Below are 17,806 nucleotides of genomic sequence, written 5' to 3' on the forward strand. Positions count from 1 at the left end.
CCGGCCCACAACCTGACATCAGCAAGGTCCCCACCCATAACCGGACCAACGACCGAGCTGGTCAGCAGTCACGGCAAACACCGTTGCAGTACTAGCCCGCGGTCCGCACGGTGCGGCGACGGTGGATGGCCAGTGCCGTACCGGCGCCGCCGAGCACCAGCACACCCGCCGTGAGGCCGATGGGCAGGGCGGCGGAGATGCCCTTGTCGTCGGCGAGACGCCGAGTGGTCAGGGCGTCGGCGCCCGCGGCGTTCACGATCGGGGCGTGGGCTGCCAGGGCGGAGGTCGTGTAGTGACCGGACTTGTGGACCGACGCGACCGAGCCGTCGGACTTCAGCAGCACCTGGGTGTTGTTGGGGTGACGGAAGTCGAAGAGCCCGGAGAGGGTGTTCGCCCGGCGGTCGAAGGAGGCGTCACCGATCCGGCCGGTGTGCCAGTTGTCCTCGATGAAGCGGGTGATCGAGGTCTGCTCGGTCTGGGTGTGGTCGACCTTGTTGGACTTGCTGAAGGGCGAGATCACCAGCAGCGGCTGCCGGGGGCCGGGGCCACACCGGTCCTGGTAGCCGCCCGCGGGCTTCGGAGCGGACTGACAGGCGGGGCTGTCGGTGGCCTTGCCGCCCGAACCCGTGGTCTTGTCGGTCGACCCGTTGAGCGGCTTGACGTAGGCGTGGTCGTACCAGCCGTCGCTGTCGTCGTACGCGACGACGATCGCGGTGTCCTTCCACTGCGGCGACTTCTGGATCGCGTTGATCTGCTTGACCAGGAAGTGCTGCTCGTCGACCGGGTCCGAGTAGCCGGCGTGGCCGTCCTGGTACTGGGCGGCCTTCAGGAAGCTGACGGACGGCAGATGACCCGTCTTGAGCGCCGCGTCGAAGTCGGTGAGGTCGTAGTTGTGGTTGGCCCGGCCGCTGTGCCCGATCTCCTGGACGTTCTTCGGCGGGAGGTGATGCGGGTTGGCCGTGGACTTGTAGTACTGGAACGGCGCATGGTGCGGGCTGTAGTCCACCGAGGCCGCGCCGCCGACGTTCTTGTGGGTGGTGCCGGAGCACTTGGCGTAGTGGTCCTGCTCACCGTCCCAGGCGGTGCTGGGGCGGAAGCCGCCCTGGAACCAGCCCCAGCTCACCCCCTTGGCGTTGAGCAGATCGCCGACGTTCCGGCCCTTCATCAGGGCCAGGGCGTTGCCACTGGTGTGGTCCTTGTTGGAGCAGTCGTCGAAGGCCGGGTCCGGGTCGTTGATCATCGTGCCGACACCCTTGGCGTCCGGCGAGGCCACCGCGTACGCGTCCGGCTTGTCGGTCTGCTTCGGGTTCTCGGTGGAGGACTTGGGGTCGGTGGAGATCACCCCATGGGTCTGGCCCGAGACCAGCTCCAGCGCTCCGGGGGTGGAGGGACCGTAGGCCGAGCTGAAGGAGCGGTCGCTCATCGCATAGTGCTGGGCGTAGTTCCACAGGCCGGTGACGGTGTTCCCGTCGAAGTAGTCCATCACCAGACCGGGCTCGCCGAACAGCCCGGTGCACTTGCTGACCTCGGTGTTCTCCACGAACTTATCGGCCTTGCCGCCATTGGCGGCGTACTGCTCGGGGCCGTAGGAGTGGTTCTGGTCGCAGGTCATGGCCTGGTCGCTGCGCAGCCGCTTGGGCTTGTAGAGATTGGGGTTCTTCTCCAACAGCCCGGCGTGCGCCAGGGTGTCGATGTTCTCGGGGGTGTCCTTGGCCGGCGTGAACCTGGTGCCGTCCGTGTTCGCCGCCTTGGGGTAGGTGCCGAAGTAGTGGTCGAACGAGATGTTCTCGTCGAAGATCACCACCACATGCTTCACCGGGGTCGCGGTGTGGCCGCCCTTCGCGGGCGCGGCCCATGCGGGGGCCACCCCGCTCACGCTCGCCAGGGCCGCGGCGCCGGCCAGGGCACCCCAGCGCGCGACCCGGCCACGCCGTCGGCCGCCTTCGGATCCTGCCGTGCCACCCATGCCATGCCTCCACATGATTCACGTTTCACACCTGCGCCTGATCCTGTGCCGCGGCCAGGACTCTCCGATGGAATCCATGGAGGCGGCCGAGTGAATAGAGGGTCAGAAGAATCCAAGGAACTCTTGAGGTGTTCTTGACCGGATGGTGGGGCGACGATCAGGACAGAAGGGTCCGTCCCAGCCAGTCGGAGCGGTCCCTCACCCCGGGGAGCGCGAAGAAGTAGCCGCCGCCGAAGGGCGTGATGTAGTCCACCAGCGGCTCCCCCGCCAGCCGCTTCTGCACGGTCTCGAACTGGCGCTCGATGTCCTGCTGGTAGCAGCAGAACAGCAGCCCCATGTCCAAGTTGCCATTGCCGTCCATGCCCCGGTCGTAGTTGTAGGCACGGCGGAGGATGCGCTGGTCCTCGGTCCGGGCGGTGCGCGGATTGGCCAGCCGTATATGGCTGTCCAGCGGAATGATGTCGCCCTTGGGGTCCTGCGCGTAGCGCGGGGTGTCGAACTCGTGCTGGCCGTCCAGCGGGGCGCCCGAGTCCCGGTTGCGGCCGAACATGCGCTCCTGCTCGCTGATCGACACCCGGTCCCAGAACTCCACCAGCATCCGGATCAGCCGGATCACCTGATAGCTGCCGCCGGTCGTCCAGGCCGGCTCCCCGGAGTGGGCGCCCACCCACACCAGACGGTCCATCGCACGGGCGTCATCGGTGTCCGGATTGGCGGTGCCGTCCTTGAACCCCATGTGGTTGCGCGGGGTGCCGGACGGGCGCGGCGGGCTGACGAAGCCGTCGACGCGCCAGCGGATCTGCAATGCGCCCCGGGTGTGCCGGGCGATATCGCGCAGTGCGTGCAGCACCGCGTCCGTGCTGTCGGCGCACAGCTGAAGGCTCAGATCGCCATGGCACCAGTCGGGGTCGAGATCGTCGTCGGGGAAGGACCGCATCGCGGTCAGCCGCCGGGGCTTGCGGTCCCGCAGTCCGTACCGCTCGTCGAAGAGCGAGGCGCCCACGCCGACCGTCGCGGTCAGCCGGTCGGCGGCCACCTGGGAGCCCAGGGTGCCGGAGTCGGCGGGCGGCGCGGTGATCCCGACCGGGTCGGGAGTGCCTCCGGTGGTGAGAAAACGGCACCGCTCGGTGAGCGTACGGAAGGCGTCGGCCAGTTCCTCGCGCCCCTCCGCCATGGTGTCGAAGGCGATGAGCGCGGTGGCCCGCTGGGGCGGGGTGAGGATGCCGGCCTGATGGGCGCCGTGGAAGGGGAGGCGGGTGGGCTGCTTCTCCCTCTCCTCTTCCTTCGCGGCCGCCGTGCCCCCGGCCACGACCGCCATCGCGCCGACCGTGCCCGCGGCCGCGCCCAGCAGAAAGCCCCTGCGCAGCACCTCGCTCACCGGGTCCTCCGCACATCCATCAGCGCCGCCACCTGCGCCAGCCGCTCGACCAGCGCGCCCGCGTCCGCGTTGAGCCGCTGGCGGTCGGTGCGGCTCAGCCGGTCCAGCGGGGTCCAGCGGTCCCCGTGGTGCGAGCCCTCCAGGGTCCGCTCGGTGCGGTCCAGGTCGCTCTTCAGCTCGGGCAGCCAGGGGGCACGGGGCTTCAGCAGCGGCTCCAGCCGGGTCAGCACGGCCCGGGTGCCGTCGAGGTTGGCCCGCGCGGTGGCCAGGTTGGTGCCGCTGCCGTAGTCGGTGCGGCCGGTCAGCTCGAACTGCACGGTGTTCTCCATGATTTCGTGCGCCCGCAGGCCCAGGTCGGCGGGGTCCATCCGCTCCTGCGGCCAGTCGTCCCGCAGCCCTCGGACGTCCTTGACGAGCCGGTCGGCGACCGGGCGCAGGGAGCTCGCGGACTGGCCGTGCCACAGGCCGTACTCGAGGCGGTGGAATCCGGTGAAGTCCGGGTCATGGACCCCGCCGGACAGCCCCGCCGTGGTGCCGTTGATGGCCCCGTCGGCGTCGCCGAAGGCACCATAGGCGGCGCCCATCCGCTCGTACACCAGATGGGCGGGCAACCAGGCCGCGCGGGCCGTGGCCAGGTCACCGCAGCGGATGGCCGAGCGCAGCGCGTCCGTGCGCCGCACCAGCTCCTCCATCCGGCCCGTCACCCACTTCTGGTAGGCGATGGTGGGCGGGATCAGATCCTGCTGGCCGACTGGAACCGCGGCCGGTCCACCGCCCCGCGCCGGTCCGGGGACGGTGACGGTGGGTCCGGTGACCGCGTCCACGTCATCGGGCAGGCAGACGAAGGCGTAGGAGCCGCCGCCGAGCGTGACGCTCAGCGGTCTGCTGGTGCCGGGGCCCAGGCCCTCCACCTCTCCGTAGACGGCGCCGTTCGCCGGATCGGTGAGATAGACCTCGGCCGGTCTGCTGGAGGTGTTCCGCAGATCGAAGACCTGCTTGCCACGGGTGGCATCGGTCCAGCCACGGCCGCAGCCACCCTCGGACACCTCGACGGAGGTGTGCCGAAGCCCGTCCGATGCCTTCGCGGGCGCGCTTCCGCTCGCGGAGTGGTTCGCACGAGGGCCGTCCGAGGAGTCTTTGCCGACCGCCAGCACGCCGATTCCGACGGCCGCGGCCACGGTCACCGCACCGGCGACCAGCAGATGACGTGCCGGCGGGACCGGGGAGAGATGTTGGCGACGCACGGCTGCATGTTAGGCGCAGTCCGATAAGCGGAATGCCGTGATGGCGAAAGAGCGACATGGAATTCCGCCGGGATTCAGCTCCCCGTCGCCGGCCCCTCGGCGACCGTGCCGCGTCCCTGCGCGGCCGGACCAGCCGCCGCTATCCGCCGCTCCGGGCGAAGAGCGTGCCCAGCCGGTCATGGACCGGATCGCGGCCCAGCAGCCGCAGCCCCTCCCAGACCGTGACCTGGTTGGCCGTGAGCACCGGCTTGCCCAGCTCCGCCTCCAGATCCGGAATCCAGGCGGCGGTGTGCAGGGCGGTGTCCGGAAGGAGCACCGCCTGGGCCTCGGGGTGGTCCCCGGCGCGGGCCAGCCGCAGCACCTCTTCCCGGCCCCAGGTGCCGACCTCCGCGGCCGTGATGATTCCGCTGCCGCGCATCGAGACCACCTCGGCGCCCGCCGCCTTCAAAAATGCCCTGAAGTAGTCGGCGACATCCTCCGGATAGGTGGCGGCGATGGCCACCCGCTCGGCGCCGAGCGCCTGCACCGCGTGGGCGAAGGCGAAGGAGGTGCTGGAGGCGGGCAATCCGGCCGTCTCGCCCAGCTCGCGCACCTGCTCATGGGCGCCCTCCCAGCCGAAGACGAAGCTGGCGCTGGTGCAGGCCCAGACCACGGCCCGGGCCCCGCGCTCGGCGAGTTCGGCGACCCCGGCCGCGAGGCGGGCCGCGGAACCCATCTCCAGCAGGGCGTCCACCCGATGGGCGTCCTCCCCGATGTCGGTATGGACGAGGGGAAGCCGGACATCGCCGCTGTCGCCGCCGAGCATGCCTTCCAGGCGGGGGTATTCGTCCTCGGCGGAGTATCCGGGGTAGAGAAAGCCGACCGTGTCCGGGGCCGGGCGCGTCGAGTCCACCATGACTGCCTCCTTACTGGCGGCCCCCGTGAGCGCCGCCCCCTGCACTGCTGTCACTTCTCCTACACCGCGGAGGCCCGGCGGGTTCCCACCCGCCGGACAACTCCCCTCGCGCGCTTGGTGACGGGCCTGCCCTCCGCACCGGCGACAGACCTGCCCGTCACACCGACGACGGGTCCGCCTCTCGGCCCGGCGCCGGGCCTGCCCCTCACGCCTGCGACGGATCGGCCCTCACACCGGCGACGGGCCACCCGAATCGTCGAGGTAGGGGCCCTCGCCGAGGCCGGTTCCAAAGCCCGGGTCGAGGCCGTCGGCCGGATCGCCGTCCAGCCCGGGCGACGCCGCCCCGGCCAGCGCCGCCTCCGGCTCGTCCACCACGGCCTCGACCGACTCCACGGCCTCGATCACCGATTCGACGACGGGGTCCGTCACCGGGAGCGGGCGGCTCATCGGCGACACCGACATCCCCGCCGGACCGGACCGGGCGACCGGGTCCATCAGCGCCTGGTACGGCCCGACGGCCTCGGCGCCGATCGCCCGCAGCGCCGCCCACATCGTGACCTGGTTCGCGGACAGCACGGGCATCCGCAGCTCCGCCTCCAGCTGCGGAATCACGTCGTAGGTCGGCAGATTGGTGCAGCTGATGAAGAGCGCGTCGGTCGCCCCGACCACTGCCTGCCGGGCCATGTCGACCACGTCGCGGTACGGCACCTTCCAGATGTGCCGGGTCAGGCCGAGGTACGCCCGTCCGGTGACGGTCATCCCGCCCTCGGCGAGATACTCCTCGAGCGAGTCGGTGACCGACCGGGTGTACGGCGTCACCACCGCGATCCGCCGGGCGCCGATCTCCCGCAGCGCCTCCAGCAGCGCGCCCGAGGTGGTCAGCGACGGGATCTCACCCGCCTGGGACATGGCCGCGCACATCGCGCGCTCACCGGCCACACCGCCGACGAAGCTGCCCGAGGTGCAGGCGTAGGCCACCACTTCCGGTGCGACGGCCGCCAGCGCCTGCACCGCGTCGTGCAAGGTCTCGTGTTCGCTCACGAGCCGGGCCAGGTCGAGGCTGACCTCGACGGGTACGAACGGGGTACGTGTGAGGTGCAAGGAGACCTCATCGGGTACCCAGCGCCATAGTTCACGATCGAGTGCGAAGTCGAACGGTGCCACCACACCCACGCCGCGCTGCGGCTGTGGGCCACCCAGAAAAGAGACGTCCAAAGCGAGCCCCAATACGGAACGGAGGGACTGGACCATTGGCCAGAGGTTGCGATGGAGAGAGACCGGCCTACTGCCGGGGACGCCGGGACAGATGCCGTTGTTGACGACGGTAGTTTCCGCTGCCTAGCGTGGTCAATCCTCAAACTGAGGCGCCTGCCCCCTCCTTCTTCAGGCAAACCCATCCACGTTTCGAAACGGTTTCCCGCCTATGTCCGAAAGCACAGTTGTCGTCTTCGGCGACCAGCCGCCGGTCCGCCTGGACCGGGTGGCCGACCGGGCGAAGGTGCTCGTCTGCGACGAGAATTCGCTCCCCCAGGCACTCCCTGCCGCGGATGTGCTCCTGGTCTGGGACTTCACCTCCGACGCGGTCCGCGACGCGTGGCCCGGCGAGGGCCCCCGGCCGGCCTGGGTCCATACCGCGAGCGCGGGGGTCGACCGGCTGCTCTGCCCCGAACTCGTCACGTCCGAAACGGTGTTGACCAACGCCCGAGGGGTCTTCGAGCAGCCGATCGCCGAGTATGTGGCCGGCCTGGTGATCTCCATGGCCAAGGACTTCCGCGGAACCTGGGAGCTGCAGCGGCAGCGCCGCTGGCAGCACCGGGAGACGATGCGGCTGGCCGGGACGCGCGCCGTGGTCGTGGGCGCGGGCCCCATCGGCCGGGCGATCGACTCCACCCTGGCCTCGCTCGGCGTGGTGGTCGACCTGGTCGGCCGCACCGCGCGGCCGGGCGTGCGCGGCGGCGACGAGCTGCCCGAGCTGCTTCCCTCGGCCGACTGGGTGGTGTGCGCGGCGCCGCTCACCGACGCCACCCGCGGCATGTTCGACCGGACGATCTTCGACCGGATGAAGTCCACCGCCCGGTTCATCAACGTCGGCCGCGGCCCCCTGGTCGTCGAGAAGGACCTTACGGCGGCCCTGGTGGCCCGGCGGATCGGCGGCGCGGCCCTGGATGTCTTCGAACACGAGCCGCTGGCCTCGAACGATCCCCTGTGGGACGTGCCGGGGCTGTTCATCTCGCCCCATATGAGCGGCGACACGGTCGGGTGGCGCGACCATCTGGCCGAGCAGTTCCAGGACAACTACGAGCGCTGGTGCGCGGGCGAGCCACTGCTCAACATCGTCGACAAACGCCTCGGGTACGTACCGGTGGACTGATCGCACGACCTGAACGGAGATCCGGATGACGGACATTCACAACCTGACAGCCGTTCAACTCATCGAGCGCTATGCCTCCGGCGAGCTCTCCCCGGTCGAGGCGACCCGTGCCGTCCTCCACCGGATCGAGCAGATACAGCCGGAGGTGAACGCCTTCAGCCAGGTGAACGCCGAGGGTGCGCTGCGGCAGGCGGAGGAGTCCGCCGAGCGGTGGCGGCGCGGGGCCCCCGCGGGCCTGGTGGACGGCGTTCCGGTGTCGGTGAAGGACATCCTGCTGCTGCGTGGCGCGCCCACGCTGCGCGGTTCGCGGACCGTACGGCCCGAGGGCCGGGCGTGGGACGAGGACGCGCCCTCGGTGGCGCGGCTGCGCGAGCACGGCGCGGTGTTCGTGGGGAAGACGACGACCCCGGAGTTCGGTTGGAAGGGCGTCACCGACAGCCCGGTCTACGGGGTCACCGGCAATCCGTACGACCCTCAGCGGACCGCGGGCGGCTCCAGTGGCGGCAGCGCGGCCGCGGTCGCGCTGGGCGCGGGTCCGCTGAGCCTGGGGACGGACGGCGGGGGCTCGGTCCGTATCCCGGCGTCCTTCTGCGGCATCTTCGCGTTGAAACCCACCTATGGGCGGGTTCCGCTCTATCCCGCGAGCGCCTTCGGCACGCTGGCCCATGTGGGGCCGATGACCCGGGACGCGGCGGACGCGGCGCTGCTGATGGATGTGATCTCCGGTCCGGACTGGCGCGACTGGTCCCAGTTGGCGCCCTCCGGGAGCGGCTTCCAAGAGGCGCTCGCCCCCGGCGGGGGCGGGGTGGACGGGCTGCGGGTGGCCTACAGCCCCTCGCTCGGCGGTACTGCCGTGATCGACCCGGAGGTGGCCGCGGCGGTGCGGCGGGCGGTGGATCTGCTGGCGGAGCTGGGCGCGGTGGTCGAGGAGGTCGACCCGGGTTTCGAGGATCCGGTGGAGGCGTTCCACACGCTGTGGTTCAGCGGCGCGGCCCGGGTGGTGCAGCCGCTGGGGGCGGAGGACTGGGAGCTGCTGGATCCGGGGCTGCGCGAGATCTGCGCCCAAGGAGCGTCGTACAGCGCGCTGGACTATCTGGCGGCCGTGGATGTGCGGATGGCCCTCGGCCATGCGATGGGACGGTTCCACTCCGCGTACGACCTGCTGGTCACCCCGACGCTGCCGATCACCGCGTTCGAGGCGGGGGTCGAGGTGCCCAAGGGCTCGGAGCACACCCGGTGGACCGGCTGGACGCCGTTCACCTACCCGTTCAACCTGACCCAGCAGCCCGCGGCGTCGGTGCCGTGCGGTCTCAGCGGCGCGGGGCTGCCGATCGGGGTACAGCTGGTGGGCGCGCGCCACGCGGACGCGCTGGTGCTGCGGGCGGCGCACGCGCTGTTCGAGGCGGGGCTGGCGGACGGGGTGCGCCCCGCGGCTGCCTGAGACGCCTGACACGCGCGGCCGGGCCCGGGGCGGAATCGCCCCCGGGCCGGGTCCGTGTGCTACGCCGGACGGAAGCCGAGGGCCGCCGCCCGGCGAAAGCTGAAGCTCTCCGCCCGGCGGAAGCCGAGGGCCGCCGCCCGGCGAGAGCCGAGAGCTACGCCCGGCGGAAGCTGAGGGTCTCCCCCAGCGCTCCGGCGCGCCACAGGTCCTGACAGGCGTCGGCCATCCGGTCGAGGCCGTCGACCACCGTGCCCCAGACGATCCCGGGCACCCAGCCCGCGTCGCCGTTGATCAGCAGGTTGTTCCGCTCGTAGAAGAGCGCCAGGTCGACGACCTGCCGCCGCCCCTGGTGCTTGGCGTCGGTCTCGTATCCGTATGACTTCGTCCCGAGCTGGGTGTCGGTGAAGGTGAAGTAACACAGGTCACCGGGGATCGGGGTGATTGTCGGGTTCTCCAGGGGCGGCTCCTCGGGCGCGAAGGGGGGCAGCAGCGCATAGATCTCATTGCGCGCGTACTTCGCGTGATATACGTCACCCCCCAACGGCAGTGCGTTCCACACCGCCTCACAGGTGATCGGCGCACGCTCGTCAAGGAGCTTGGCCGTGCAGCTCACCCCGCGCTTCTCGAGCGAGACCTCGATGAACCGGTCGGCTCGGTCAACCATCGACTTTCCTCCAGGTCGCTTCGGAACCAGTCCTGCCGTAGGGGGCCTACCCAGGCATCGGCTGTATCAAGGGCCGGAAACAGCCTGCATACATTTGCCGGAGTCGGGTAGCCGCGCGCCCATGGCTCCACCACGTGAGAAAGACACCGATAGCAGAGAAATAGCGAAAATGGGACCCAGCCGCCGCTCCCTTCTCGCCGGCGGCGCGGCCCTGGGTCTGCTGGGCGCGGCCGGCTGCAGCCGGGTGTCCGGCTCCGGCGCCAAGGACGGGGGCAATCTGCTGGAGCGACTGCGGTCGCAAGGCACGGTCCGACTGGGAATAGCGGGGGAGATCCCATTCGGCTATATCGACAAAAACGGCGAGTTCACCGGCGAGGCGCCGGAGATCGCGAAGATCATCTTCAAGCGGCTGGGAGTGGCCAAGGTCCAGCCGGTGCCGACCGAGTTCGGCTCGCTGATCCCGGGCCTTCGCTCGCAGCAGTTCGACGTGGTCTCGGCGGGGATGTACATCAACCCCGACCGCTGCGCCCAGGTGATCTTCTCCGACCCCGACTACCGCATGCGTGACGCGTTCATCGTGCGCAAGGGGAACCCAAAGAACCTCCACAACTACGAGGACATCGTCAAGCAGAAGGCCAAAATGGCCACCGGCACCGCATATGCCGAGATCGGCTATGCGGAGGCCGTCGGGATCAAGCAGAGCGACATGCTGATCCTCCCCGACCAGCTCGCCGGGCTGCTGGCCGTGGAACAGGGCCGGGCCGATGTCTTCGCGGGCACGACCGTGACCGTCCACAACGTGGTGAAGCAGCGGAACAGCCGACGGGCCGAGGCCACCGAGCCGTTCCAGGCGTACGTCGACGGCAAACCGGACATCGGCGCCGGCGGCTTCGCCTTCCGGCCGGAGGAGACCAAACTCCGGGACGCCTTCAATGTCGAGCTGCACAAGATGAAGAAGAGCGGCGAGCTGTTGCGCATCGTGCGGCCCTTTGGCTTCACCAAGGAAGAGATGACCGATCTGACCGCCAAGGAGCTGTGCTCATGACGGCCGGACTGTGGGAAAACTGGCTTCTTCCGGGCATCTGGATCACCATCCAGCTGACCCTGTTCAGCGCGGTCTTCGCGGCCGCCGTGGCGTTCGGCATCGGGATCGCCCGCACCTCCCGGCTGTGGATCGTCCGCTTTCTGACCGGCTTCTATGTGGAGATCTTCCGCGGCACCTCGGCCCTGGTGCTGATGTTCTGGCTGTTCTTCGTGATGCCACTGGCCTTCGGGTACCAACTGGTGTCGATGTGGGCGGCGGTGCTGGCACTGGGCCTCACCTACGGGGCGTACGGCTCGGAGATCGTGCGCGGCGCGATCGCCTCGGTGGCCCCGGCGCAGCGTGAGGCGGCCATCGCGCTCAGCTTCACGCCCGCGCAGCGGATGCGCCGGGTGATCCTGCCGCAGGCGATCCCGGAGATGATCCCGCCCTTCAACAATCTGCTGATCGAGCTGTTGAAGGCGACCGCCCTGGTCTCCGCGGTGAGCGTCGCCGACATCACCTTCGCCGCCCAGCTCTCGCGGCTGGCGACCGGCGACAGCCTGGAGATCTACGCGATCATCCTGGTCCTCTACTTCGTGTTGGCCTTCGTCCTCACCCGGCTGATGCGGCTGCTGGAACGGCGCGCCAAGGCGGGCATCGGCCAGGCTCCGGTGCAGTCGGACAAGGGCCCGCTGGTCACCCGGAAGCTGTCCGCGCGCCAGGAGTCCGAGCAGTCGTCCAACATCATCACGGGAGGTGCCCAGTGACCTGGAACTGGGATGTGGCCAAGGACTTCCTCCCGGAGCTGGGCCGCGGACTGCTGATCACCCTGGAGGCGACCGCGCTGGGCTCGGTCCTGGCGTTCGCGCTCGGTCTGGTGTGGGCGATGGCCTTCCGCTCGCCGACCCGCTTCGTCCGCTGGCCGGTCGCGGCGGTCGTGGAGTTCGTCCGCAACACCCCGCTGCTGGTGCAGCTCTTCTTCTTCTACTACGTGCTGCCGACCTGGGACATCAAGTTCTCGGCGCTCACCACCGGAGTGATCGCGCTCGGTCTGCACTACTCGACCTACACCGCCGAGGTCTACCGGGCCGGTATCGACGGTGTGCCCAAGGGGCAGTGGGAGGCGGCGACCGCGCTCAGCCTCTCCCGCAGCCGTACCTGGACCGCGGTGATCCTGCCGCAGGCCATCCGCCGGGTGGTGCCCGCCCTGGGCAACTACGTCATCGCGATGCTGAAGGACTCCCCGATGCTCGCGCTGATCGGCGTCGTCGACATGCTGCAGAAGGCGCGCGCCGAAGGCGCGTCGTCCTTCCAGTACATCGAGCCCTACACGATGGTCGGCATCGCCTTCATCGTCATCGCCTATCCGGCTTCCCTTCTGATGCGAGCCCTGGAGCGTCGTCTTGGCCACTGAAACCGACCACACGAATCCTGCCGTGGACGGCAGTGAACTGATCCGCTTCGACCAGGTGACCAAGCGCTTCGGCAGCAATACGGTCCTGGACAACCTCGACTTCTCGGTCTCCTCCGGCAAGCACGTCACCCTGATCGGCCCCTCGGGATCGGGCAAGACCACGATCCTGCGGCTGCTGATGACGCTGATCAAGCCGGACGAGGGCACCATCAAGGTCGACGGCGACTACCTCACCCATGAGGACAGAGGCGGCTCGCTGGTCCCGGCGGGCGAGAAGCACACCCGTGAGGTGCGCAAGAAGATCGGGATGGTCTTCCAGCAGTTCAACCTCTTCCCCAATATGCGGGTGCTGCGGAACATCACCGAGGCCCCGGTGCATGTGCTCGGCCTGAGCAAGGACGAGGCCGAGACCCGTGCCCGGGAGCTGCTCGACCTGGTCGGGCTCGGCGACAAGTGCGACGCCTACCCGACGCAGCTGTCCGGCGGGCAGCAGCAGCGGGTGGCGATCGCCCGGGCGCTGGCGATGCGGCCCCAGGTGATGCTGCTGGACGAGGTGACCTCGGCGCTGGACCCGGAGCTGGTGGCCGGGGTGCTGGATGTGCTGCGCGACATCGCTCATACGACGGACATCACCATGCTGTGCGTCACGCATGAGATGAACTTCGCCCGGGACATCTCCGACGATGTGCTGATGTTCGACGCGGGCCGGGTGATCGAGTCCGGGCCGCCGGAGAAGATCTTCACCGAGCCGGAGCACGAGCGGACGAGGGAGTTCCTGAGCGCGGTTCTCTAGATCATCCGCCCCCTGCCAGGTAGATCACCCGGCCCCTGTCGGCACCGCCCCCGCGACCCCTCCGCGGGGGCATGCCTATGTCATATGCCGTGGATATACGCCCCTGCTGGCCGGGGTGCGGCGCCTCGGCAATATCCTCAACAGCCGATCCGGATAAGGCCCTTGGCGGTTATCGTGATACAAAGCCACGCCAACCTGCGAGGGGGGAAATCGTGGCGCTCAGGCCCGAGCCGACCGCACCGTTCCACTCGGTGCAGCACGCCCTCCGGATCCTGGAGGTCGTCGCCAAACACTCGTCCGGCGTCAGCGACATCATGATCGCCCGGGAGACCCGGCTGCCGGCCCACCAGCTCGCCGATCTGCTGCTGATGCTGCGCCGCGAGGGCTATGTGGAGCAGATCGCCGACGGCGCCTATGTCAGCGGTGTCTCCCTGGCCCTGCTGGGCTCCGCCGACCCCGGCCGCGGCCACGCCGTCCACGACAAGCTCCAGCGCTCCCTCACCGCACTGCGCGACTCGGTGGGCGCGGCGGTCTATCTCAGCCGCTATGTGGACGGCGAAATCAAGATCACGCAGTATGCGGACGGGCCGCGGACGCCCAAGGTCAACGAGTGGGTGGACTTCCGCTCCGCCGCCCATGCGATGGCGCTCGGCAAATGCCTGCTCACCCAGCTCGACCACGACAGCCGCCGCGATCACCTCTCCCGCCACAAGACGGTGCGGCTCACCTCCCGGACCACCACCAACGAAAAGGTGCTGTTCCGCAAGCTGGACAGCCAGCCCTCCACCGTCCCCGTCCTTGACCTGCAGGAATACGCGATCGGCACGGTCTGTGCGGCGGTTCCGGTCAGCGCCGGCCGCTCGGTGGGCTGTCTGGCCCTCTCCCTCCCCCTGGCCCACGCCCACCGGCTGCGCCAGGCCGCCGACGCCCTCAACCGTGAGGCGGCCCCGATGCTGCTGTCCCTCTCCATCTGAGCCCCGGCCCCAGCCGCCCCGGAGGGAGCCCCCGCCGCTCGGAGGGCTCCGCCATGCCCCGGAGAGCGATGGTCAAAACCACCCTCCCGGACCAGGTAGTATTTATGTCGTCAGCAGGCGCCGCTAGCTCAGTTGGTTAGAGCAGCTGACTCTTAATCAGCGGGTCCGGGGTTCGAGTCCCTGGCGGCGCACAACTGATCAAGCGAATGGCCCGGGTGCTCAAAAGCCTCGGGCCATTCAGCGTGCTGCCCCGCCCCGCACCTCGAGCGAGTCCAGCAGCTCGCCCGTGGCGGCGGCGATCGCCTCGACGGCCTTGTCGAACGCCTCCGCGTTGTGGGCGGCCGGTTGGCGGAAGCCGGAGATCTTGCGGACGTACTGCAGCGCCGCGGCGCGCATATCGTCCTCGGTGACCGCTTCGGCGTACGGCGGGCGGAGTGTCTTGATGGATCTGCACATACTGACGACGGTACGCCGGGGGTCCGACAGTCCCTAGGCCGTGGCCGCGCCGCCCAGGATGAACGCGCGGATCAGCTCGGCCAGCGGCCCCGGCTGGTCCTCGGGGATCAGGGTGTAGCTGTCGGGGATCTCCGCCAGGCTGCCGTGGGGAAGCAGACCGGCCAGACGCAGGCCGTGCTCGGGGGGCATGACGCGGTCCTCGGAGGCCCAGGCCACCAGGGCGGGGCGGTCAAAGGTGCGCAGCGCGTCGGCCCAGCGGAGCAGCTCGTCCACCGGTGGCACCCCGAGAACGTACTTCCGCAGGTCACGGCGGATCTCCGGGGAGGTCCACAGCGGCTGGAACCAGGCGTCCATCACCTTCCGGTCCACCGGGCGCTTGGTCATCCACCCCCAGGTGATCGGAAGCCGCCTCAGGGGCTCCATCTTCAGCAGCTTGAAGGCGACGCTGAGTCCGCCCGGCAGTTTCGCGGCCATCCGCAGATTCCGGCCGGGCAGCCCCGGCGGGAAGTTCTCGAACGCCTCGCAGGAGGTGATCACCAGTCGGCCGATGCGCTGGGCGCGCCCGTCGGCGATCAGCGCCTGCGCACCGCCCCAGTCGTTCATGGCCAGCGTGACGTCCGTAAGGTCGAGCCGTTCCAGGAACTCGGCGACCAGCCGGGCCACCCCGAGCACCGACAGATCCGCGTCGGGCCGCATCGCACGGCGGTGCCCGCCCAGCGGGAGGGTGGGGACGACACAGCGGATGTCGGGGCCCAGCGCGGCGACCACATCGCGCCACAGGGAGCCGTTCATGGCGACCCCGTGCAGCAGGACCGCGACGGGCCCCTCGCCTCCCGTGTCCTCGTACTCGACGGTGCCTGCCGAGAGTTCCACCTCGAGATGCGGCATGGCGCCGACTGTACCCGGGCCGCTCAGCCCAGGGGCAGACCGGCCACGGTCACCACCGGCCGCGCCGGGCCGCCGGGCGCGGCCTCGTCCCGTACGGCGACCGCGGCGTGGTAGCCGGGCGGTGCGTCGAGGTCGGCGAAGGCCCAGCCACGGGGGCCGGACGGCGCGTCGGCGGGGGCCAGCCCCTCGGCGAGACCCACATGGTGAGCGCTGATCCCGCCCGGCAGCCCGGTGCCGATGCCCTTGAGGTACGCCTCCTTACGGACCCAGCAGCCCAGGAACGCCTCCGCCCGCAGATCCTCCGGAAGCGCGTCGATCGCCGCCCGCTCCTCCGGGTGCAGTTGCCCGATCAGCCCCGTCAGCCGGGTCCCGGTGCGCTCGGGGTCCCGCTGCTCGACATCGGCGCCGACGGGCACCCCGGCGACGGCGCACAGGGCGGCGTCCCCGGAGTGGGAGAGGGAGAAGTGCAGCGAGTCCTCGCCCGCGAGGGCCGGGCGGCCGTGCGGCTTGTCGCAGTCCGGCATTCCGCAGGTCTCCCGGACGAACGCGACCTCCGCCGGGGCGATGCCGAGATAGCCGCCGAGCAGCGTCCGCAGCCCCACATGGGAGGTCACATAGCGCTCGCGCAGCAGGTCGGTCCGCAGCCTCGCCGCGCGCTCACGCTCCCGCTCGTCCAGCACGCCCTCCGCGACGGCGGCGGCAGCGGCGGCATTTGGCGGTATCCGCAGCAGCCACACGGCCACCTCACCGGGGCCGGGACGGTCTCCGGGGCGGGGCAGGGCGCCGACCGGGGCCCATCGCCGGGGCTCTGGTGCGGGCTGAACCGGGCTGGTGAAGGACACTGTTCCGCTTCCCCCGTGCTATCGGCCGATGATGCGCTCGCTGTGGACGTACTGACGGTACAGCGGCGCGCGCGGCGCGCCGTGGGCACCCCGCCGTCCGAACGCGCCGCCACGACCCGTTCCCGCGCCCCCAACGCCCTTGCCGCGCGGCGGCGTTGCCGATCACGGACACCCGGTGACTTCGGCCACGTTCACCTCCCGGCCGACGCGGTCACCTGCCCGTTCGCACTACGATCGCGCACGTCCGGGCACGAGCGGTGATGGGGGTTTGACGACCATGGCGACAGGATTCCTGGCCAAGGCGGCCTCGGCGGTGACCCTCCCGGTGGCCCCGTTGTACGGCGCCTTCCTCTCGTACATGATCTACCACCCGCCCCGCAGGCCACATCACAAGAAGCCCGCCGACCTGGGGCTGACCAGCACGGATATCAACGTTCCGCTGAACGGTCAGCAGGGGCGCGGACTGCATGTCTGGCTCATCCCCGGCGACACCGAGCGGGTCGTGGTCCTCGGACACGGCCTGGGGCTGAGCAAGTCCGCGAGCCTGGCGCAGGCCCGGCTGCTCAGCGAGGCCGGCTATACGGTCGCGATGTTCGACCACCGCAACCACGGTAAGAGCGTCGCGGACCGAGCGGGCTGGGGCATGAGCGACCGTCACACCGACGATGTGGTCGCCGTGGTGCGGCATATGCGGTCGATGGACGAGTACACCACGGCGCGCATCGCGATCTACGGCTTCTCCATCTCGACCTTCCCCTCCTTCTACATGCTCAAGAGGGAGGACTGCCCGGTCGACGCGGTGATCTTCGACAGCGGTCCGGCGCTGGAGCTGGCCCCGCTGTTCCGGAACTTCGTCGCGGCCGGCGGAGTGCCCATCCCCGGCCCGCTGGGCACCGGCCCCTCCCGCGCGGTCGTGGAGACGGTCGCCTCGTCGGCGGCCGTGGCGATGCTGCGGGTGCAGTGGCCCCCGCCGCTCGGCGGCGCGTACGAGCGCACCCCGATGCTCTTCCTGACCGGTGAGCGGGACACCATGATCCCCGCGTCCGGGGTGCAGGCGCTGGCCGAGCGCTATCCGCTGGCCGAGGTGCACACCCTGCCGGACACCGAGCATCTGCAGGGGATCAAGACCCAGCCGGAGACGTACGCGGAGACCGTCCTGGGCTTCCTGGAGCGGACGCTCAAGGACTGAGCTCAAGGGCTGACCTCGATGACCCGCCTCAAGGACTGGCCTTGACGGCGGGCCCCGGCCGGAGCCCGCCGTAAGGGTGCCATGGCGGCGGGTCAGTCCTTGAGTTCGCAGATCACGGCGCCCGCGCTGACCGAAGCGCCGACGTTCGCGTTCAGGCTCTTGACGATGCCGCCGCGGTGGGCGTTGAGGGGCTGTTCCATCTTCATGGCCTCCAGGACGACGATGAGGTCGCCCTCGGCCACGGTGTCGCCCTCGTTGACGGCGACC

General features: G+C 70.0%; 18 protein-coding genes and 1 tRNA gene. 9 read left to right on the top strand and 10 right to left on the bottom strand.

Annotated elements, in window-relative coordinates; translation table 11 throughout:
- Positions 1–91 precede the first annotated feature (91 nt).
- From ACFYOY_RS48340 to ACFYOY_RS48360, 5 genes are all read right to left on the bottom strand, one after another.
- Positions 92–1,966, bottom strand: a complete 1,875-nt coding sequence (locus ACFYOY_RS48340; protein ID WP_351889865.1) for an alkaline phosphatase family protein — start codon at positions 1,964–1,966, stop codon at positions 92–94.
- A 157-nt stretch (positions 1,967–2,123) separates the two neighbouring features.
- A complete protein-coding gene (gene efeB / locus ACFYOY_RS48345; protein ID WP_351889870.1) occupies positions 2,124–3,344 on the bottom strand; it encodes an iron uptake transporter deferrochelatase/peroxidase subunit in 1,221 nt (406 codons plus the stop codon).
- Positions 3,341–4,588: an EfeM/EfeO family lipoprotein gene (locus tag ACFYOY_RS48350; protein WP_351889875.1), complete on the bottom strand. Its 1,248-nt coding sequence runs from the start codon at positions 4,586–4,588 to the stop codon at positions 3,341–3,343. The genes efeB and ACFYOY_RS48350 overlap by 4 nt, the downstream gene beginning before the upstream one ends.
- Before the next feature lie 139 nt (positions 4,589–4,727).
- Positions 4,728–5,483: a decarboxylase gene (locus tag ACFYOY_RS48355; protein WP_351889880.1), complete on the bottom strand. Its 756-nt coding sequence runs from the start codon at positions 5,481–5,483 to the stop codon at positions 4,728–4,730.
- Between the two features lie 228 nt (positions 5,484–5,711).
- Complete coding sequence (locus ACFYOY_RS48360; RefSeq protein WP_351889994.1) at positions 5,712–6,698, bottom strand: decarboxylase; 987 nt, start codon at positions 6,696–6,698, stop codon at positions 5,712–5,714.
- A 208-nt stretch (positions 6,699–6,906) separates the two neighbouring features.
- Here ACFYOY_RS48360 and ACFYOY_RS48365 point away from each other — a divergent pair, with 208 nt between their 5' ends.
- The gene (locus ACFYOY_RS48365; protein WP_351889885.1) at positions 6,907–7,854 is read left to right on the top strand and encodes a D-2-hydroxyacid dehydrogenase; all 948 of its coding nucleotides are present in this window, start codon (positions 6,907–6,909) and stop codon (positions 7,852–7,854) included.
- Between the two features lie 25 nt (positions 7,855–7,879).
- Positions 7,880–9,295, top strand: coding sequence for an amidase (locus ACFYOY_RS48370; RefSeq protein ID WP_351889889.1), 1,416 nt, complete (start codon positions 7,880–7,882; stop codon positions 9,293–9,295).
- A gap of 154 nt (positions 9,296–9,449) precedes the next feature.
- Here the strand turns inward: ACFYOY_RS48370 and ACFYOY_RS48375 are convergent, their stop codons facing one another.
- A complete protein-coding gene (locus tag ACFYOY_RS48375) occupies positions 9,450–9,959 on the bottom strand; it encodes a DUF3830 family protein (RefSeq protein WP_351889893.1) in 510 nt (169 codons plus the stop codon).
- A 121-nt stretch (positions 9,960–10,080) separates the two neighbouring features.
- Here ACFYOY_RS48375 and ehuB point away from each other — a divergent pair, with 121 nt between their 5' ends.
- The 6 genes from ehuB (at position 10,081) to ACFYOY_RS48405 (ending at position 14,355) form a co-directional block, all read left to right on the top strand.
- A complete protein-coding gene (ehuB, locus tag ACFYOY_RS48380) occupies positions 10,081–11,004 on the top strand; it encodes an ectoine/hydroxyectoine ABC transporter substrate-binding protein EhuB (protein ID WP_388594451.1) in 924 nt (307 codons plus the stop codon).
- Positions 11,001–11,750, top strand: a complete 750-nt coding sequence (gene ehuC / locus ACFYOY_RS48385; protein WP_351889902.1) for an ectoine/hydroxyectoine ABC transporter permease subunit EhuC — start codon at positions 11,001–11,003, stop codon at positions 11,748–11,750. The genes ehuB and ehuC overlap by 4 nt, the downstream gene beginning before the upstream one ends.
- A complete protein-coding gene (gene ehuD, locus ACFYOY_RS48390) occupies positions 11,747–12,397 on the top strand; it encodes an ectoine/hydroxyectoine ABC transporter permease subunit EhuD (RefSeq protein WP_351889908.1) in 651 nt (216 codons plus the stop codon). The genes ehuC and ehuD overlap by 4 nt, the downstream gene beginning before the upstream one ends.
- 22 nt (positions 12,398–12,419) lie before the next feature.
- Positions 12,420–13,190, top strand: coding sequence for an ectoine/hydroxyectoine ABC transporter ATP-binding protein EhuA (gene ehuA, locus ACFYOY_RS48395; RefSeq protein WP_059142026.1), 771 nt, complete (start codon positions 12,420–12,422; stop codon positions 13,188–13,190).
- A gap of 212 nt (positions 13,191–13,402) precedes the next feature.
- Positions 13,403–14,164, top strand: a complete 762-nt coding sequence (locus tag ACFYOY_RS48400) for an IclR family transcriptional regulator C-terminal domain-containing protein (RefSeq protein ID WP_351889915.1) — start codon at positions 13,403–13,405, stop codon at positions 14,162–14,164.
- Between the two features lie 117 nt (positions 14,165–14,281).
- A tRNA-Lys gene (locus ACFYOY_RS48405) sits at positions 14,282–14,355 on the top strand.
- 46 nt (positions 14,356–14,401) lie between these two features.
- On the opposite strand, the gene ACFYOY_RS48410 is transcribed toward ACFYOY_RS48405, so the two are convergent.
- From ACFYOY_RS48410 to ACFYOY_RS48420, 3 genes are read right to left on the bottom strand one after another with little or no spacing between them, the layout of a single operon-like run.
- Positions 14,402–14,620 carry a DUF2277 domain-containing protein gene (locus ACFYOY_RS48410; protein WP_208520147.1) on the bottom strand — a complete coding sequence of 73 codons (219 nt, stop codon included), beginning with the start codon at positions 14,618–14,620 and terminating at the stop codon, positions 14,402–14,404.
- Between the two features lie 33 nt (positions 14,621–14,653).
- On the bottom strand, positions 14,654–15,508 hold the full coding sequence (locus ACFYOY_RS48415) for an alpha/beta hydrolase (protein WP_351889922.1): 855 nt from the start codon (positions 15,506–15,508) through the stop codon (positions 14,654–14,656).
- A gap of 23 nt (positions 15,509–15,531) precedes the next feature.
- The gene (locus tag ACFYOY_RS48420; RefSeq protein WP_351889927.1) at positions 15,532–16,350 is read right to left on the bottom strand and encodes a 4'-phosphopantetheinyl transferase superfamily protein; all 819 of its coding nucleotides are present in this window, start codon (positions 16,348–16,350) and stop codon (positions 15,532–15,534) included.
- 277 nt (positions 16,351–16,627) lie between these two features.
- Between ACFYOY_RS48420 and ACFYOY_RS48425 the strand changes: the two genes are divergently transcribed.
- Positions 16,628–17,539: an alpha/beta fold hydrolase gene (locus tag ACFYOY_RS48425; RefSeq protein ID WP_351889931.1), complete on the top strand. Its 912-nt coding sequence runs from the start codon at positions 16,628–16,630 to the stop codon at positions 17,537–17,539.
- 92 nt (positions 17,540–17,631) lie between these two features.
- Here the strand turns inward: ACFYOY_RS48425 and ACFYOY_RS48430 are convergent.
- The coding region (locus tag ACFYOY_RS48430) for an acetyl-CoA carboxylase biotin carboxyl carrier protein subunit (protein WP_388594457.1) at positions 17,632–17,806 on the bottom strand (175 nt) is incomplete at its 5' end.

The sequence above is a fragment of the Streptomyces sp. NPDC007875 genome, assembly GCF_042868035.1.
Lineage (GTDB): Bacteria > Actinomycetota > Actinomycetes > Streptomycetales > Streptomycetaceae > Streptomyces > Streptomyces antimycoticus.

Excerpts from the sequence above, each read along its gene's own strand:
- ACFYOY_RS48340 (WP_351889865.1), bottom strand. The coding sequence starts at position 1,966 with ATGGGTGGCACGGCAGGATCCGAAGGCGGCCGACGGCGTGGCCGGGTC.
- ACFYOY_RS48355 (WP_351889880.1), bottom strand. The coding sequence starts at position 5,483 with ATGGTGGACTCGACGCGCCCGGCCCCGGACACGGTCGGCTTTCTCTAC.
- ACFYOY_RS48365 (WP_351889885.1), top strand. The coding sequence starts at position 6,907 with ATGTCCGAAAGCACAGTTGTCGTCTTCGGCGACCAGCCGCCGGTCCGC.
- ACFYOY_RS48370 (WP_351889889.1), top strand. The coding sequence starts at position 7,880 with ATGACGGACATTCACAACCTGACAGCCGTTCAACTCATCGAGCGCTAT.
- ACFYOY_RS48375 (WP_351889893.1), bottom strand. The coding sequence starts at position 9,959 with ATGGTTGACCGAGCCGACCGGTTCATCGAGGTCTCGCTCGAGAAGCGC.
- ehuB (WP_388594451.1), top strand. The coding sequence starts at position 10,081 with ATGGCTCCACCACGTGAGAAAGACACCGATAGCAGAGAAATAGCGAAA.
- ehuC (WP_351889902.1), top strand. The coding sequence starts at position 11,001 with ATGACGGCCGGACTGTGGGAAAACTGGCTTCTTCCGGGCATCTGGATC.
- ACFYOY_RS48410 (WP_208520147.1), bottom strand. The coding sequence starts at position 14,620 with ATGTGCAGATCCATCAAGACACTCCGCCCGCCGTACGCCGAAGCGGTC.
- ACFYOY_RS48415 (WP_351889922.1), bottom strand. The coding sequence starts at position 15,508 with ATGCCGCATCTCGAGGTGGAACTCTCGGCAGGCACCGTCGAGTACGAG.
- ACFYOY_RS48425 (WP_351889931.1), top strand. The coding sequence starts at position 16,628 with ATGGCGACAGGATTCCTGGCCAAGGCGGCCTCGGCGGTGACCCTCCCG.